At 61.2% G+C, this 16755-nt stretch carries 14 protein-coding genes; 5 read left to right on the top strand and 9 right to left on the bottom strand.

Annotation, left to right across the window (positions count from 1 at the left end):
* Position 1: 1 nt before the first annotated feature.
* Positions 2-1114 carry a M20 family metallopeptidase gene (locus HV242_RS05855; protein WP_014169075.1) on the top strand — a complete coding sequence of 371 codons (1113 nt, stop codon included), beginning with the start codon at positions 2-4 and terminating at the stop codon, positions 1112-1114.
* Positions 1115-1161: 47 nt separating this feature from the next.
* On the opposite strand, the gene entH is transcribed toward HV242_RS05855, so the two are convergent.
* The 5 genes from entH to entC are packed head-to-tail and all read right to left on the bottom strand — an operon-like array spanning position 1162 to position 5991.
* Positions 1162-1575 carry a proofreading thioesterase EntH gene (entH, locus tag HV242_RS05850; protein WP_014169074.1) on the bottom strand — a complete coding sequence of 138 codons (414 nt, stop codon included), beginning with the start codon at positions 1573-1575 and terminating at the stop codon, positions 1162-1164.
* Complete coding sequence (gene entA / locus HV242_RS05845; protein WP_050737404.1) at positions 1576-2331, bottom strand: 2,3-dihydro-2,3-dihydroxybenzoate dehydrogenase EntA; 756 nt, start codon at positions 2329-2331, stop codon at positions 1576-1578.
* Entirely contained in the window at positions 2331-3185 is an 855-nt protein-coding gene (locus HV242_RS05840; protein WP_014169072.1) for an isochorismatase, read from the bottom strand. Before HV242_RS05840 ends, entA begins: the two co-directional genes overlap by 1 nt.
* A gap of 10 nt (positions 3186-3195) precedes the next feature.
* A complete protein-coding gene (entE, locus tag HV242_RS05835) occupies positions 3196-4806 on the bottom strand; it encodes a (2,3-dihydroxybenzoyl)adenylate synthase EntE (protein WP_050737405.1) in 1611 nt (536 codons plus the stop codon).
* A gap of 9 nt (positions 4807-4815) precedes the next feature.
* A complete protein-coding gene (gene entC / locus HV242_RS05830) occupies positions 4816-5991 on the bottom strand; it encodes an isochorismate synthase EntC (RefSeq protein WP_014169070.1) in 1176 nt (391 codons plus the stop codon).
* Between the two features lie 187 nt (positions 5992-6178).
* On the opposite strand from entC, the gene fepB reads away from it, so the two are divergent.
* Entirely contained in the window at positions 6179-7138 is a 960-nt protein-coding gene (gene fepB / locus HV242_RS05825) for a Fe2+-enterobactin ABC transporter substrate-binding protein (RefSeq protein WP_044857517.1), read from the top strand.
* A gap of 44 nt (positions 7139-7182) precedes the next feature.
* Here the strand turns inward: fepB and entS are convergent, their stop codons facing one another.
* Positions 7183-8430, bottom strand: a complete 1248-nt coding sequence (gene entS / locus HV242_RS05820) for an enterobactin transporter EntS (protein ID WP_050737407.1) — start codon at positions 8428-8430, stop codon at positions 7183-7185.
* 108 nt (positions 8431-8538) lie between these two features.
* On the opposite strand from entS, the gene fepD reads away from it, so the two are divergent.
* From fepD to fepC, 3 genes are read left to right on the top strand one after another with little or no spacing between them, the layout of a single operon-like run.
* The gene (gene fepD / locus HV242_RS05815) at positions 8539-9543 is read left to right on the top strand and encodes a Fe(3+)-siderophore ABC transporter permease (protein ID WP_041162481.1); all 1005 of its coding nucleotides are present in this window, start codon (positions 8539-8541) and stop codon (positions 9541-9543) included.
* Positions 9543-10532, top strand: coding sequence for an iron-enterobactin ABC transporter permease (gene fepG / locus HV242_RS05810; RefSeq protein WP_072126494.1), 990 nt, complete (start codon positions 9543-9545; stop codon positions 10530-10532). The genes fepD and fepG overlap by 1 nt, the downstream gene beginning before the upstream one ends.
* Positions 10529-11329, top strand: coding sequence for an iron-enterobactin ABC transporter ATP-binding protein (gene fepC / locus HV242_RS05805; protein WP_014169065.1), 801 nt, complete (start codon positions 10529-10531; stop codon positions 11327-11329). The genes fepG and fepC overlap by 4 nt, the downstream gene beginning before the upstream one ends.
* Before the next feature lie 47 nt (positions 11330-11376).
* Here fepC and entF read toward each other — a convergent pair whose 3' ends face one another.
* The 3 genes from entF to fes are packed head-to-tail and all read right to left on the bottom strand — an operon-like array spanning position 11377 to position 16653.
* A complete protein-coding gene (gene entF, locus HV242_RS05800) occupies positions 11377-15234 on the bottom strand; it encodes an enterobactin non-ribosomal peptide synthetase EntF (RefSeq protein WP_063858361.1) in 3858 nt (1285 codons plus the stop codon).
* Positions 15231-15443 (bottom strand): MbtH family protein, encoded by a 213-nt coding sequence (locus HV242_RS05795; protein ID WP_014169063.1) that lies wholly within the window; start codon positions 15441-15443, stop codon positions 15231-15233. The genes entF and HV242_RS05795 overlap by 4 nt, the downstream gene beginning before the upstream one ends.
* Positions 15444-15453: 10 nt before the next feature.
* Positions 15454-16653, bottom strand: coding sequence for an enterochelin esterase (gene fes, locus HV242_RS05790; RefSeq protein ID WP_181616916.1), 1200 nt, complete (start codon positions 16651-16653; stop codon positions 15454-15456).
* Between the last annotated feature and the right edge of the window lie 102 nt (positions 16654-16755).

The raw sequence follows: 16755 nt of genomic DNA, 5'->3' as shown, positions 1-16755 counted from the left end.
TATGAACCTTGACCATTATATTGAAGAGCTGAAAACCCTGGTGAACGTGGACTGCGGCACCCGTACTGTCGCAGGCGTCGAAACCGTGGCTGGCATTATTGAAACGCTCTGGCAACGCGAAGGCTGGCACACCGAACGGGTCAATCTGGGCGACAAGGTCGGCCCGGGCGTATTCGTCAGTAATAAGCCACAGGCGGCACAGTTCGACGTTCTGCTGGTCGGCCATCTTGATACGGTATTTGCCCCCGGCACCGTCGCCGAGCGTCCGCTGAGCGAGGACGCCACCCGTCTTTATGGCCCTGGCGTATCGGATATGAAGAGCGGCCTGCTGAATATCTTGTGGGCGATGCGTGAGCTGGACGCAGCCGACCACGATCGTCTGGCCATTGCGATCGCCATGAATCCCGACGAGGAGACCGGTTCCGTCTATTCACACGAATGGATTGGCGAACTGGCAAAACGCGCCCGCTGCGTGCTGGTATGCGAAGCCGCGCGCGCCGACGGTTCGCTGGTGAAGGCTCGCAAAGGGATGGCGGGCTATCACCTGACGTTCAGCGGCGTGGCGGCACACGCGGGTAACGAACCGGAGAAAGGCCGCTCGGCGATAACCGCCCTGGCAAACAGCATTATTGCCATTAATGCCCTGACCGACCAGGAACGTGGCACCACGCTCAACGTCGGCGTGATCCACGGCGGCAGCGCGGCAAACGTGGTGGCCGATAAAGCCGTTGCCGAGCTGGACGTGCGTTTCTGGGAAAACGATGAGTACAGCCGGGTGAACCAGGCGCTGGAGGCATTGTGTGAAAAAGGCTTTTTAGAGGGCGTCACGACCTCGCTGGCGCGCGTGAACCACAAACCGGCGATGGCAGCGAGTAAAGCCACGCAGGCGCTGATGCAGCAGGTTGAAGCGGCAGGTCAGGCGGAAGGAATAGCCATTACCTGGCAGGCGGTCGGTGGTGGCAGTGATGCCAACCACACCGCCGCGCTGGGCATTCCGACCCTGGACGGGCTGGGGCCAATCGGTGCCGGGTTCCACAGCCCGGCGGAGTGGCTGGATAAAGCGTCGATTGCGCCGAGAATACGCTTGTTGAAGCGGGTGATTTCGATGCTGTAAGCCTTATCCCTCTCCCCAACGGGGAGAGGGATGTTGACCGTGCAACGCTAGCCCAAAATTTGGGTACTCAACCGGCAGGTACAGCACCGCCGTCCCTGCTCGTCGAACACCACAATCTCCCAGCTCTGGCTGGTTCGCCCAAGATGCAACGGCTGACACACTCCGCGCACCTTCCCATGCGATACCGCGCGATGGTGCGTTGCGTTCAGTTCCGTTCCCACCACGCTTTGTCCGTCGCGGGTCATCAGAAACCCGGCCATCGACCCCAGCGTTTCCGCCAGCGCCGCCGACGCCCCGCCGTGCAGCAGACCGAACGGCTGATGGGTACGCGCATCCACGGGCATTTCGGCCTCAAGCGTATCGTCACCGATGCGGGTATAGACGATGCCCAGATGCGCCACCATGGAGTTCAGACTGGTGGCGTTCATTTCTTCACGCGATAAGTGACGTTTCCAGATCATCTACGCCCCCAGCGTGGAGCCGCCGTCCACCACGATATCCTGCAACGTGATATGGCTGGCAGCATCGGAGGCGAGGAACAGCACCGTGCTGGCAATCTCCTGCGGACGGGCGATTTTGCCCAGCGGAATACCGAGCTTGAACTGCTCGCCAAAGCCGCGAATACGCTGCTGCTCAGCATCGTCGCTTTTCCACAGGGTGCGCTGCATATCGGTGTCCGTTGACCCGGGCGACACCAGATTACAGCGCACGCCACTGCCCGCCAGCTCAAGCCCGACGGTCAGCGCCAGGCTTTTTAGCGCCGCTTTCGACGCACCGTAGGCGCTCATGCCGATACGCGGCGTGTGGGCCGCGTCAGACGCCACGGTGACAATCGCCCCGCTTTGCTGGCGACGGAACTGGCCCATCGTCTGCTGGAACAGGTTAAATGCCCCGCCGACATTAACCGCAAAGGTCTGCTGCCATTCCTCCTGCGCAATCTGGTCGGTCGCGCCCATACGCAGAATTCCCGCCGCGTTCACCAGCACGTCCAGACGCTCAAGCCTCGCCAGCGCGCGCCCGCACACCTCGCGGACCTGTGCGGCATCCGCGATGTCCAGCGTTTCGGTGGCAAAGGGATACGCTTCCTGCGGGAAGGCCAGGTCGAATCCGGTGACCTGCGCGCCCGCTTCAACAAACGCCCGTGCCGTCGCGTAACCGATGCCCTTACCCGCGCCCGTTACCCAGACGGTTTTGCCGGTAAAATCGAACCCCGCCATCACTTCACCTCGCGGGAGAGCAGCGCCCACCAGGCGTCGAGGGTGGGATTTTTCGCCAGCATCACGAAGTCGATATCGCCGTGCACTTTGCGCCAGCGGGCTGCCAGCGCCATCATGCGCACCGAGTCCAGACCGTAGTCGATCAGGTTTTCGTCATCCATCGGCTCATCTGATTCATCCAGCAGCGGCAGGATGATGTCACGCAGCGCCGCTTTCGTGGCCGGAATGGACGGCAGCAGGTCGTCCGTCATAACCACCCGGCCGGCGCGCCCTGCGACGTAGTTCAGGGACATCAGGTGCTCATCGCGGGTAAAATCGGCCAGCGCATCGGCGATAAAGAACGGTTTGATATCCCGCATAAAGGCGTCTGTAGCGGTCGTCATGCAGCCAATATGGGCGTAAACCCCGGTGATCAGCAGCTGGTTGCGTCCCGTCTCTTTCAGCATCAACTCCAGCGGCGAGCGGTGGAACGCGCTGTAGCGCCACTTCACCAGTACCGTATCGGCTTCATCCGGCGTCAGCTGAGACACAATGCGCTGCTGCTCTGGTGAGCGGGTCAGCCCCGGTCCCCACATATCGTTCAGCAGGGCGCGGTCTTCATCGCTTTGCGCTTTCGGCTGCGCGGTGTAGTAAACCGGAATATTGTGTTGCTTGCAGTAATCGCGAAGTCTGGCGATATTCGCGACCACCTGGGCCATCATCGGGCTGTTTTCGCCCCAGAAGTTCAGGAAATACTCCTGCATATCATGGATCAACAGCGCGGCACGTTCTGGCTCAAACGCCCAGTTCACTTTGTTATCTGGCAGGTCTGCGGCCGTCGGCAGCGCATAAGCGGTTAATTGTGGAATGGCCATACTCTGTTCCTTAGCCCCGGGCGCGTTCAGCTAGCCACAGGCGCAACTGTTTCTTATCGACTTTGCCGACGGGCGTTAACGGAAGCGCATCAACGCTCTCCACGCGGTCCGGCAGTTTAAATTCTGCAACGCCCTGCTCACGCAGGAAGCGGCGCACCTCCACCGCACGCAGTGGCTCTTTCACCACCAGATACGCGCAGCTCTTTTCACCCAGCAGGCTGTCCTCCATGCTCACCAGGGCCGCGTGGATCACCGCGTCGTGGCGCAGCAGCAGGTTTTCAATCTCTTCTGCGGCAATCTTTTCGCCGCCGCGGTTGATCTGATCTTTCTCCCGTCCCTGAACGGTGATGTAGCCCTGTTCGTCAATGGCGATCAGATCCCCGGAGCAGTAAAAGCCGTCCGCATCAAAGGCGCTGGCGTTGTGCTCCGGACTGTTGAAATAGCCGCGGAAGGTATACGGCCCGCGGGTCATCAGACGCCCGACTTCACCGCGCGGGAGCGGATTACCGTGCTCGTCCGCCACCCACACTTCGTCATCCGGGCACATCGGGCGCCCCTGCGTATTGATAATGCGTTCCGGCGTATCATCGAGCGCGGTGTAGTTCACCAGCCCTTCCGCCATACCAAACACCTGCTGCAGCTGGCAGCCAATTTCTGCCGGAATACGCGCCGCGAGCGACGCGGACAGGCGCGCCCCACCGACCTGCAGCAGCGTCAGCGATGAGAGCGGAGCATTCCCTGCACCGTCGGCAATCGCCTGCAGCCACAGGCTGACCGCCGGGGGCACCAGCGAGGTAACCGTGATCTGATGTTTTTCTATCAGCGGGAAGCAGATTGTGGCGCTCGGATCGTTTGCCAGTACCACGCAGCCCCCCGCCGTAAAGACGCCTAACGAGCCGGGCGAGCTCATGGCGTAGTTATGGGCCGCTGGCAGCGCATTCAGATAACGCGTGTCCGCGGTAATCCCGCAGATCGCATTGCTGCGACGGATGCTGTAGTCATAGTCGTTATGCGTACGCGGGATCAGCTTCGGCGTGCCGGTGCTCCCGCCCGAGAGCTGGAAGAACGCCACTTCGTCGGCAGGAGTCGGGTTCGGAATGAAATTTTCTGCCGGATGCGCAATCGCCGCGTCCAGCGCATGTTCACCTTTGTCGCCGCGCAGCAGCACGACGCGTACCGAACGGTGCTCATCGACAAAAGTATTGAGGAAGTCATCCCCTGCAAACAGGGCGTGCTCGCGATCGGCTATCAGCAGCGCAGGTTTGATCTGCGCGGCGTAGGCGTTCAGCTCCGAGCGCTGATGGCTAAAGAGCGCATTGACCGGCGCCACGCCCACCTGCAGCAGGGCGAAAAAGGTGATGTAAAACTCGCACACGTTGCCAAGCTGCACCAGCGCCGTTTCACCGCGATGAAGCCCCAACGCCTGCAGCCGCGATGCCAGGTTATTCACGGCCTGGTTAAACTCGCGGTACGTTATGCGACGGTCACCGTCGACGATCGCCACCGCATCGTTATTCTCCTGATCCGTCAGGATGTGGGTCAGCGGCAGATCCTGCCAGTAGCCTTTTTCACGGTAGCGCCGGGCAAAATCCTCGGGCCAACGGGTAAAGGGAAGGGTCATGAGTGTTCCTTAGTGCAAACCAAAAACATTGAGCATGGTGGAGAGTTTTACGCCGGTTTCACGCCACTCGCCCACGGGTGAAGAGGCCGGGACAATGCCCGCGCCGGCAAACAGGCGAACGGTATTCTGCTGCAGACGTGCGCAGCGGATGGTGACCACCCATTCGCCATTGCCTTCACTGTCGCACCAGCCGACGATGCCGCCGAACAGCTCGCGATCGAACGGCTCCAGCCCGGCGATCAACGCCTTAGCAGCCTGATGCGGGAAACCGCTCAGGGCTGGCGTCGGGTGCAGCAGGCAGGCCAGCGTCAGCGCGTTTTCGTTTTCACGCGCCTCACCTTCCACCGGCGTGGCCAAATGCCAGAGCGTGGGGGTGGTGATCAACTGTGGGGAGGAAGGCATGCTGAGGTGATGGCTGCGCGGTTTGAGAATGGCTTTCATCGCCTGGGTCACCAGGTCATGCTCGTGACGATCTTTTTCGGACGCCAGCAGCTTGTTGCCCGCCTCACGATCCAGCACGTCATCCGGCTGACGACGCGCGGAGCCTGCCAGCGGCAGAGAGCTAAAATGCGCCCCTTCTTTACGCAGCAGCAGTTCCGGACTTGCGCCGAGCAGCACGCCACCGTCTTCCAGCGGTACGTGGAAGTTGTAGCTGGCCGGGTTCTGGGCGATCAGCCGCTCCATGAGCGCACCGCTATCAATCGGTTTGTCGGTAACGATATCAATCAGGCGCGACAGCACCACTTTGTTCACCTGCGGCGTGGCGGTGAGGGCAGCCGCGCGGGCGACCATCTCTTCAAATACCGGCTGCGGCGGGATCTCGGTGCGTTTTTCCACCTTCAGCGCCTGTGAGCCAGCAACATAGCGGGCGGACTGCTGACGCGCCGGGCGAGAAAAGGTCTGCCAGCGTTGCGGTATAAACAGAGACGACGGCTTGCGGGTATCAAACGGAATGGCACCCACCATCACAGGATGGGCAATGCCGCTGGCTTTTGCGTTGCGGAAAGCCTGGGCTAATTTCTGCTGAAACTGTCCTGCCGGATCGTCACCCCCGACGGCGGATTCAGAGAAGCGGGAAAAACAGCCGGACGTGGTAAAACTGCGGTAAGGCGACATAAAGAAAAAGCTGTCCGATTGCAGCGTGCTGGCGGTGTGCTGAACTTCCTCAGCCAGGGACGTATCCATTTCATCCTCCTAAAATGATAAAGGCAGTAATAATGATTATCATTTATATTTACGCTCGCTAACCTAATCTCACATCGCGTCGCTGTCAACCGCAGAGCAAACATCTTCTTCGGGTAACGCTTGCATCCCGTCGTCGCAGACATGAAAATGAGAAGCATTAACTTCAACAGAAACAGGATGCCACGTTGTGAAATGCCTTGCCGTCTGCCGTAATCCCCTGCTTTTCATTGGACTTTTTGTTTTAGGACTTACCTCAGCGCTTGCCGCCGACTGGCCGCGTCAGGTGACAGACAGCCGCGGCGTGCATACGCTTGAGCACAAACCGACGCGCATCGTCTCCACCAGCGTGACCCTGACCGGCTCCCTGCTGGCGATTGACGCGCCGGTTATTGCCAGCGGCGCCACCACGCCCAACAACCGCGTGGCGGATGCGCAGGGATTCCTGCGCCAGTGGGGCGATATTGCGAAACAGCGTCAGCTTGCGCGTCTGTACATTGGCGAGCCGAGCGCCGAAGCGGTGGCCGCCCAGATGCCGGACCTGATTTTGATCAGCGCCACCGGCGGGGATTCGGCGCTGGCGTTGTATGACCAGCTTTCAGCTATCGCGCCGACGCTTGTTATTAACTACGACGACAAAAGCTGGCAGGCGCTGCTCAAACAGCTCGGCAAAATCACGGGTCAGGAAAAACAGGCCGCCGAGCGCATCGCCGCGTTTGATAAGCAGCTTGCCCAGGTGAAACAGCAGATGACATTACCGCCGCAGCCGGTGAACGCCATCGTCTACACCGCCGCCGCACACTCGGCAAACCTGTGGACGACGGAATCCGCTCAGGGCCAGTTATTGCAGCAGCTGGGCTTTACGCTGGCTGAACTGCCTGCCGGATTGCACACCTCCAAAAGCCAGGGTCAGCGTCACGATATTATTCAGTTAGGCGGGGAAAATCTGGCGACCGGGCTGAACGGCGAAGGGCTGTTCCTGTTTGCCGGAGATCAGAAAGATGTGGATGCGATTTACGCCAATCCGCTGCTGGCGCACCTTCCAGCCGTGCAGAACAAGCGCGTCTGGGCACTGGGAACAGAGACGTTCCGCCTGGATTATTACAGTGCAATGCGGGTACTGCAGCGTTTAGACGCACAGTTCAGGTAAGAGGCTAACCCGGCCCTCTCGGTGAGAGGGCCGGTGTGAACGCGTCAGGCCGCACTGTCGTTCAACACAACCTCCTGCCTGAACCGACGCAGCTCAACCAGGACCACCAGCAATATCGCTCCCAGCATAGCCAGGACAAAGCCGCTGCTGCTCGCTGAAGCCACCGGGGTCATTATCGTCCCCAGCCCGCCGAGGATAGCCGCGCCAATGGCATCGCCCGTCACGTTCTGTGCGGTCCACAGACCGTTGATACGCCCCAGCATCCCTTCCGGCGTCTGGGTCTGAATCAGGGTGTACTGCAACAATGAACTGATGGCGCTTAGCCAGCCAAAAATCACCAGGCACATTACGCCCAGCGCCCATACCGGCATCAGGCTGAAGAAACCAATCGCAATAAACGACGCCAGGGTAGCCAACAGCATGATCAGCCCGGGACGCGCACTCTGCGCCAGGTTACCGCTGGTCAACGCGCCGCATGCCGCGCCGAGCGGAATAGCCGCGTACAGCACGCCGATTTCCGACGCGCTCATCTGCCACACGCCCGCCAGCGCCGGGTAAAGCACGCGTACGGCACTGGCCATCGTCAGCAAACCGCCGAGCAGCGCAATGCCACCTATCAACGGATTACTGAACAGAAAACGGATCGCGGCCATTAGTGATGTCAGCGGATGTTCGCGCGGCTGTGGCGGAGGCGGCAGACGCGGCAAACGCAGGAGCGTGAGCGTAGTGATAAAGGTGCCCGCCGCCGCCAGCCCGTAGTTCCACGCCACGTTGCCGGTCGCCAGCAGCAGGCCACCGACCATCGGTGAAATTACCGACCCGAGGCGCACGGTCAGCATGGTGATTGCCCCCGCCTGCATCAGGTTTTCGCGCCCGACCAGCGCGGGCGTGGCTGCCAGCAGCGCCGTGACGCCGAGTGACGCAAAAAAACCGTCCCACAGACCGAGGGCGTAAATGGCAATCAGTGACGGCTCCGGCAGCATGGCGTTCAGACACAGCCCGATAAAGCCTACGCCGCACGTGCCGCGTGCCAGCAGGATCAGTTTTTTACGCTCATACCGGTCCGCCAGCACGCCGCCCACCATCAGGCCGATAAACATCGCCCCACCGGTTAAGGTGACCGAAAGCCCCACCAGCCAGCTGGAGTGGGTCATGGACTGGATCTGCACCGGCACGGCAACGCCAAGCAGGCCGAGGGAGAGGATGGAGATAAAACGGGCGATAAAGACAGCGCGGTATGCGGGGTGCGTCTTCAGCAGGCTGAGGTTGAGCAGCCAGGATTTTTGATTCATGACAAGGCCTTGAGTGTATTTCTACCAATTCCATTGGCGCACATGCTAACATAGCCAAATAAGATAGATAACGATAATCACTATCATTATCAAATCATGGATGTTGCTATGTCGTTTTCCTCTTCCGCGGTGCGCGCCGTTGCCGTGCCCGTGTTATTGCTACTGTTAATCCTTGCGATTGCACTCAGTTTGCTGGTCGGCGCGAAGCCGCTGCCCGCGTCCGTTATTGTCGATGCGCTCACTGGCAGCTGTCAGAGCGCCGACTGCACCATCGTGCTCGATGCCCGCCTTCCCCGTACCCTTGCCGGACTGCTGGCAGGAGGGGCGCTGGGTCTTGCCGGTGCCTTAATGCAAACGCTCACCCGTAACCCGCTGGCCGACCCCGGTATTCTTGGGGTAAACAGCGGCGCCAGCTTTGCGATTGTGCTTGGCGCGGCGCTCTTCGGTTTTACCTCTCCGTCTGAGCAACTGGTGATGGCCTTCTGCGGCGCGCTGGCGGCGTCGCTGGTGGTGGCGTTTACCGGTAGCCAGGGTGGCGGACAGCTGAGTCCGGTACGCCTGACGCTAGCGGGCGTGGCGCTTGCCGCCGTGCTGGAAGGGTTATCCAACGGCATCGCCCTGCTTAACCCGGATGTTTATGACCAGCTGCGCTTCTGGCAGGCCGGTTCGCTGGATATCCGCACCCTGGAAACTTTAAAAGTGGTGGTGATCCCGGTCGTCATTGCCGCCGCCGTCGCGCTGTGTTTAAGCCGGGCGCTCAACAGCCTGAGCCTCGGGAGCGACACCGCAACCGCGCTCGGCAACCGCGTGGCGCGCACGCAGCTAACGGGTCTTATCGCGATCACCGTACTGTGCGGCAGCGCAACTGCGGTAGTCGGCCCAATAGCGTTTATCGGCCTGATGATGCCCCACATGGCACGCTGGCTGGTGGGTGCCGATCACCGCTGGTCGCTGCCGGTCACGCTGCTGGCTACCCCTGCCCTGCTGCTGTTCGCGGATGTTGTGGGTCGCCTGCTGGTGCCTGGTGAACTGCGCGTCTCGGTGGTAAGCGCGTTTATCGGTGCACCGGTGCTGATCTTCCTCGTGCGACGTAAACGCGGAGGTGGCGCATGATGGCCCCGTCCCGACGTTTAGTCACCAGCGTGTCGTTGCTGGCCGTCGTCATTCTGATGCTGGCGGTCTGGAGCCTGCGCAGCGGCGCGGTCACGCTCGATTTCGCGCAGATTTTTAACGCGCTGCTTGGCAGTGCGCCGCGCAATGTCACCCTGGTGGTCACCGAGTGGCGACTGCCGCGCGTGGCGATGGCGATTCTGGTGGGCGCGGCGCTCGGCGTCAGCGGTGCCATTTTTCAGTCGTTGATGCGCAACCCGCTTGGCAGCCCGGACGTGATGGGGCTGAACACCGGCGCCTGGAGCGGCGTGCTGGTGGCGATGGTGCTGTTTGGTCAGCACCTGACGGCCATCACGTTCACCGCGATGACCGGCGGGATAGTCACCGCGCTCATTATCTGGGCGCTGGCCTGGCGCAACGGTATCGACACCTTCCGCCTGATCATTATCGGTATCGGCATTCGCGCCATGTTAATGGCTTTCAACACCTGGCTATTGCTGCAGGCTTCGCTCGACACCGCGCTCTCTGCCGGGCTGTGGTATGCCGGTTCACTCAATGGCCTGACGTGGGGCAAAACCTGGCCCGCTGCCCCGCTGATCCTGGTGATGTTTCTTGGCGCGGTGTTGCTGGTACGCCGGATGCGCCTGCTGGAGATGGGTGATGACAGCGCCTGCGCGCTGGGTGTGGGCGTTGAGCGCTCGCGCCTGATGCTGATGCTGGTGGCGGTGTTACTGACCGCTGCCGCCACCGCCATCGCCGGGCCGATCTCGTTTATCGCGCTGGTTGCACCGCATATTGCCCGGCGCATCAGCGGCACGGCGCGCTGGGGATTAACCCAGGCGGCGCTGTGTGGCGCAGCGTTACTGCTGGCCGCCGACCTCTGCGCCCAGCGGTTATTTATGCCTTATCAACTTCCGGTAGGCGTCGTGACCGTCAGCCTCGGCGGGATTTACCTCATCGTCTTGTTAGTTCAGGAGTCACGCAAGAAATGACAAACAGCACAACCCGCTTGCGCGGCGAACACTTAACCCTCGGCTATGGCAAAAAAATCATTGCCCGTGACCTGACGGTGGCTATCCCGGACGGCCATTTTACGGCGATTATCGGCCCGAACGGCTGCGGTAAATCGACCCTGCTGCGCACCCTCAGCCGCCTGATGACGCCGGTTGAGGGCTGCGTGTATCTCGACGGCGAGCAGATCCAGCGCTTTGCCAGCAAAGAGGTGGCGCGCCGTATCGGTCTGCTGGCGCAAAACGCCACCACGCCTGGGGATATCACGGTGCAGGAACTGGTCTCACGCGGGCGCTATCCGCATCAGCCGCTGTTTACTCGCTGGCGTAAAGAGGATGATGAGGCGGTGAAGCGGGCGATGCAGGCGACGGGCATTACCGATCTGGCCCGGCAAAGCGTGGATACGCTCTCCGGCGGGCAGCGCCAGCGGGCGTGGATTGCGATGGTGCTGGCGCAGGAAACCGCCATCATGCTGCTGGACGAGCCAACCACGTGGCTGGATATCAGCCATCAGATCGATCTGCTGGAGTTGTTGAGCGAGCTGAACCGCACGCAGGGCTATACGCTGGCGGCCGTGCTGCACGATTTAAATCAGGCATGCCGCTATGCCACGCATTTGATTGCGCTGCGTGACGGCGAAATTGTGGCGCAGGGTGCGCCAAAAGAGATTGTGACGCCGGATCTGATCGCGCAGATCTACGGCATGCGCTGCATGATTATCGACGATCCCGTGGCCGGTACGCCGCTGGTGGTACCGTTGGGCAAGCGTGCAGTCTGATGCCCTCACCCTCTCCTGGAAAAGAGGGTGAGAGTGAGGGGAAACCGCTACCCCAATATCGCCTTCAGCACCGGTCCTATCGTCTCAAACGCCTGCGGTGAAATGATATCCACGTGGGCGCAATCCTGGCTGTAAACCTCCAGTTCCCCCACCCACGGCGCCCAGGCCTGCTGCGGATCCAGCGTTTGCGTGCGCCCGGCAACAAACAACGTCGCTTTACCGTCGAACCGTGAACTGTGCGCCGTTGTCAGAAGGCGGACGGCATCGGCGTAATTCCCTTCGATGGCGTTAAAGAGCTCGCCAGAGCCTTGCCCCTGCTGCGCGGCGATAAACGCCTGCCGCTCGCGTTCAATTTCTGCCAGTACGTCCGGATCGAGACCATTGGCCTCTTTCTCTGCCCAGTTCTGGGTTTCCGGCGGCCAGGTATCCAGCAAGCCGAGAAACGCCACCGCGTCACCCTGCTCGCGCAGACGGGCCGCAATGCCCTGCGCCAGCGTGCCGCCAAGCGAGTAGCCGAACAGATAATACGGCCCCTGCGGCTGTTGCCCGCGCAGAGTCTGCAGATGATGTTCGATCACCTCGTCCAGCGTAGCGCACTGCTGCATCGGCCCTTCCGGACGCGGCGACTGAATGCCGGTGATTGACCAGCGCGGGCTGAGATAGCGCGCCAGCACGCTAAACTGCCAGGCAAAGCCGGATGCCGGATGGAAGCAGAACAGCGTCGGACCGTTGCTTTCACGCAGCGGCAGAAGGGTCTCGTAGCCCAGTCGCTGTGCCTGTTCGTCATTCATCGATGAATCCAGCAGCGCGCTGAGCATGCTGACCGCTGAGGCCACCATAATCTGCCCCGGCGTGACCCTGCGGGCAAACGTACGGCTGAGCTGCGCGGCCAGGCGCATTGCCAGCAGGGAATGACCGCCGAGGGCGAAGAAATCGGCCTCGATGTCGTTCACCTCGCAGCCGAGCAGGGCAGAAAATGCCTGCGCGACGGCCACTTCAGCGTCTGTTTCTGGCGCCCGCCCGGACGTCTTGCGGGTCAATTCCGGCAACGGAAGCGCCTTACGGTCAAGCTTTCCGTTGGCAGAGAGCGGCAGCGCGCTGATTTGCAGCAGCACCACCGGCACCATATGGGGCGGCAATTGAGCTTTAAGCGAGTGCAGCAGCGCATCGCGGTCCAGCGGCAAGCCGGACCCGGAGACGACATACCCTACCAGCTGTCGGGCATCGCCCCCGGTTGCCGCCGCCTGATTAAAGACGCACGCGTGCGCTACGGCCTGCGCCACGTCAGGCAGCGAAAGCATCGCACGATCGATTTCGCCAAGTTCGATACGCTGACCACGAATTTTCAGCTGATCGTCACTGCGGCCCAGATATTCCACCGCGCCGTTATCCAGCCAGCGCGCCACGTCACCGGTGCGGTACATCCGCTCGCCAGGTGCAAAGGGATCGGCAATGAAGCGGCTGGCGGTCAGGTCCGGACGACCGAGATACCCCTGCGCAAGCTGGGTCCCGGTAAGATAGAGGTCACCGGCCACGCCGAACGGCACCGGACGCATCATCGCATCCAGAATGCGCAGCCCCGTATTCCACACCGGGAAGCCAATCGGCACGCTGTTGCCCGCCACCGCAGCCAGTTCCGGACCCGACGCCGGATACCAGCTCACGTCCACCGCCGCTTCTGTTGGACCATAAAGGTTATGCAACGGGACATGAGTAAGGTGCTCCCACTCCCGACACAGTTCTGTCGGCAGCGCTTCCCCGCTGCAGAACACCTGCTTTAGGGTCTGACAGCAGTCGGCATTTCCCGGCGTCAGCGAGGCAACGAATGCCGCCAGCATCGACGGCACAAAGTGTGTCGTGGTCACGCCATAATGCGCGAAGAAGTTCTGCATCGCCTGCGGATCGCGGTGCGCGTCCGGCTCGGCCATCACCAGCTTCGCGCCGGCGATAAAGGGCCACCAGAACTCCCAGACCGAGACGTCAAAACTGCACGGCGTCTTCTGCGCCACCACGTCATGCACGTCCAGCGGATAGTGATCCTGCATCCACATCAGGCGATTAACAATGGCGGTATGCCCTACCATCACGCCTTTTGGCCGCCCCGTTGAGCCTGAGGTAAAGATGATGTACGCCGTGTGCGCCGGCTTTGCCAGCCGCAGCGGTTCACTGCCCGCTGGGGGTAATAGTGTGTTGTAACTAAATACAGGGACCGGCAGATCGCTAAAGCGCGAAAGCTGATCGTCAGAGGCGATCAGCAGGGACGGTTTCGCATCCTCCAGCATCATGCGCAGACGATCGTCCGGGTAACCGGTATCCAGCGGCAACCACGCGGCGCCCGCCTCCACGATGCCGTGCAGCGCCAGGGTAAGAAACACCGAGCGCGGCAGGGCTACCGCCACACTGTCGCCAGGCTTAACGCCGCGTTCCCGCAGTAATGTCGCAAGAGCCACCACCTGCTCGCGCATCTGGCGGTAATTCAGTTCGATGTGCTCATCAGCAAGCGCGGGGGCATCCGGCGTTTTGCCCGCCTGGTCTGCCACCAGCTGAGCCAGCGTGGTTGACGGTAGCGCCAGCCCGGTATCATTGATACGCGCCAGCTGCTGGTATTCCTGCTCTGAAACGGTTTCTGCTTCGCCGCAGCGCAAATCCGGGTTGGCAGCAAACTGCATCAGCATGGCGTTCAGGCGTGCAACGTGGCGCGTTAGCGTCGCTTCATCGTAGCGCTGCTTATTGGCAAGGATTTCAATACTCAGTCCGCCCTGCTCGTCCGGGAACAGCGCCAGTTCAAGGTCATTGACCGGGCCAGTGGCCAGCGTATGGGTGATGGCGTCCACGCCATCCATATCCAGCTGATAATCAAACACCTTGACGTTCAGTACCGGGCCAAACAGCGCGTCATCGCCCCCGACACGGCCGCTGTCGCGCACGATCTGCTCGGCGTCATAACGCTGATGGCGACGCATTTTTTTCAGCTGATTTGCCAGACGATGCGCCAGCGCAGGCAGGCTTTCGTGCGGGGCAATGTTCACCGCCAGCGGCAGCACGTTCAGTACCGGACCGGTTGCCGTTAAGGCCGCCGACCCCATTCGGCGCATAAAGATAAACCCGGCGGCGTAGTCCAGCCGTCCGGTCAGACGCCCGATCCACAGCGCCACCAGCGCAAGCGCCAGATCGGTACGCTGAACCGACCCCGCCGCCTGAGCAAGCCGGGTAAAGGCGCGGCGGTCAGCCGTCACCTTCAGACGCAGAATATCGGTGGTCGCCGCACGGCCCGGCAGCGGTGCCGACGACAGCGAGACCGGGGAAGGAAGCTGCTTACGCTGCTCCGCCCAGAACGCCCCGTCGCGCTGATACGCTTCGCTGTCGCGATAGCGCTGGTACTCCTCCACCACCTCGGCGAAAGGAGTAAACGGCGACGCGGGCGTGGGCTCGCCGTTTTGCCATGCGCGATAAATGGCGACGATCTGGCGGGTAATCGCCGGAAAACTGAAGCCATCCACCACCAGATGATGATATCGCTGATACCAGTACCAGTGCCCTTCGCCTACCTGAATCAGCTGATGGAACGCCAGCGGCTGACCGCTGTCCACACGCAGGTTCTGGTTTAAATCCGCTGCCATCAGGGCCATCGCCGCGTCATGGGATTCGGCGCAAACCACGGACGGTTCAGGCAGTGACATAGCGTCATCCACCCATTGCCACACCTCGCCATTCTCTTGCACAAAACGCATGCGCAGGGTGTCGGCCTGCCGCATCCCTTCAACAATGGCTTTTGCCAGCAGCGGTGCGTCAATATTGCCCTTCAGCTCGGTGTAGTGCGCCACGCTCCAGGCGTTTGGCAGGGAGGAAAGCTGCTCCGCCATCCAGATACCCGGCTGGGCGGCGACAAGGGGAAGACGGTTCATGCTTTCTCTCCCGCAAAATAAGACGGTTGCAGGGTTTGCCAGTGGTCGGCGAGCCACTGCTGACAGGCTTCCTGAGACTGCGCTTCACAGACCACGCGCCAGCCCGCCGGCAGCTGGCACTGCTGCGGCCACAGACTGTACTGTCCCTGGTCGTTACGCAAAATCGCAAACTGACCCTGCGGATTATCGAAAGGGTTGCTGAATTCCATACAGACTCCGTTAGTGAATAAGCGGCTGCCAGAGGGTCATCAGCCCCTGCGTCAGCCCACCGCGCCAGCAAAGCGCGTCGTGTCCGCCGTCAACCTGACGCCAGATAACCGGTTGCTGCGGGTGCAGTTCGGCGTAAATCGCCTGATTCGCGCGGAAGATGAGCGGCTCATTGCGCCCGGCTTCAAGAACGATACGCAGCCCGCGCGCGGTGAGGTCGCCCGCTTTAAGTTGTTCGATGAGCAATCCGTCCTGCTGACCGCCACGGTGCGGCCACCAGTAGGAGCCGGACTGGCTTAATACGCAGCCAAAGCGCTCGGGCCAGTTAAGCCCGGCATAAAGTGAAGAGAGGCCGCCAAAGCTTTGACCCGCGACTACCGTTCGGTCGGCGCGGTCGCTGAACGGAGTGCGGCTGTTCACCCGCGGGAGAAGTTCCTCCTGCACCGCCTGCCAGAAATCCGGGTTGCAGGGTAACTCGTGATTGCGATGCGCCATGTCGATCACATCGATTAAGACGTAGACGGCAGGCGGCAGTTTGCCCGCGTTTGTCAGCGCGGTTAGCGGAGACCACACGGGCATGCTTTCGGCCCAGAACTGGCCGTCGAGCAGTACGGCAAGCGGCCGCTCCGGGCTGTCTTCACCGGTGGTGAAAACCCACACCCGGCGGCGGTTATTCAGACGCACGCTTTCCCATTCAAAGCAGACGGGCGCGTTGCCGGGCGCTGCGGGCGTGTTCCAGCCGGGCTGAACCGGGGCCTCGGGCATTTCGAGCGCCGAGACGGGATGCCCGCGTCCGCCGCGCCAGCTTTGCGGATTTAACGGATCGGCCATCGCCGCGGGGAGCAACTTTCGCCAGCCTTCACGCAGCGCCAAACGATCGGGTTGCTCGCCGTGGAAGACCGCGTCGGCAAAATCATCGTCGTTTACTGAGGGGATAAAACAGTAGCTGCCGCGCCATTGCGGGGTGAACGCGCCCTGCCACTGCCAGACGTCAGTATCAGGAATGCGCTCAAGGGATTGCGGACGGGCATTTTGATGGTGATCGGTCACGCCGGTGATGTAGAGCCAGACGCGTTTTAGCGGCGAGGTTTTTTGCGTTCCTGCCGGGTCACGCCACCAGAAAGTGACGCGATAGTGCCCCTTCTCTCGGGTCCATTCGGGTCCATTTTTCGACTGCCACCAGGCTTCACTTCCCGTTTTTAACCCCGTCACCCGTATAACCTCATGTTTATCAGTCTTTTTTGTTTCAGGACAAATTTTATTGATAATATTATTGATAACTATTTGCATTTGCAATAGCGTAGTGGCCGCGCT

This window comes from Enterobacter sp. RHBSTW-00593 (assembly GCF_013784105.1).
Taxonomy (GTDB): Bacteria; Pseudomonadota; Gammaproteobacteria; order Enterobacterales; family Enterobacteriaceae; genus Enterobacter; species Enterobacter ludwigii.
This window is presented reverse-complemented; position numbering and strand designations above follow the sequence as displayed.

Excerpts from the sequence above, each read along its gene's own strand:
- entS (WP_050737407.1), bottom strand. The coding sequence starts at position 8,430 with ATGAATCAAAAATCCTGGCTGCTCAACCTCAGCCTGCTGAAGACGCAC.
- fepD (WP_041162481.1), top strand. The coding sequence starts at position 8,539 with ATGTCGTTTTCCTCTTCCGCGGTGCGCGCCGTTGCCGTGCCCGTGTTA.
- entH (WP_014169074.1), bottom strand. The coding sequence starts at position 1,575 with ATGATCTGGAAACGTCACTTATCGCGTGAAGAAATGAACGCCACCAGT.
- fepG (WP_072126494.1), top strand. The coding sequence starts at position 9,543 with ATGGCCCCGTCCCGACGTTTAGTCACCAGCGTGTCGTTGCTGGCCGTC.
- entA (WP_050737404.1), bottom strand. The coding sequence starts at position 2,331 with ATGGCGGGGTTCGATTTTACCGGCAAAACCGTCTGGGTAACGGGCGCG.
- HV242_RS05855 (WP_014169075.1), top strand. The coding sequence starts at position 2 with ATGAACCTTGACCATTATATTGAAGAGCTGAAAACCCTGGTGAACGTG.
- HV242_RS05840 (WP_014169072.1), bottom strand. The coding sequence starts at position 3,185 with ATGGCCATTCCACAATTAACCGCTTATGCGCTGCCGACGGCCGCAGAC.
- entE (WP_050737405.1), bottom strand. The coding sequence starts at position 4,806 with ATGACCCTTCCCTTTACCCGTTGGCCCGAGGATTTTGCCCGGCGCTAC.
- fepC (WP_014169065.1), top strand. The coding sequence starts at position 10,529 with ATGACAAACAGCACAACCCGCTTGCGCGGCGAACACTTAACCCTCGGC.
- HV242_RS05795 (WP_014169063.1), bottom strand. The coding sequence starts at position 15,443 with ATGGAATTCAGCAACCCTTTCGATAATCCGCAGGGTCAGTTTGCGATT.
- entC (WP_014169070.1), bottom strand. The coding sequence starts at position 5,991 with ATGGATACGTCCCTGGCTGAGGAAGTTCAGCACACCGCCAGCACGCTG.
- entF (WP_063858361.1), bottom strand. The coding sequence starts at position 15,234 with ATGAACCGTCTTCCCCTTGTCGCCGCCCAGCCGGGTATCTGGATGGCG.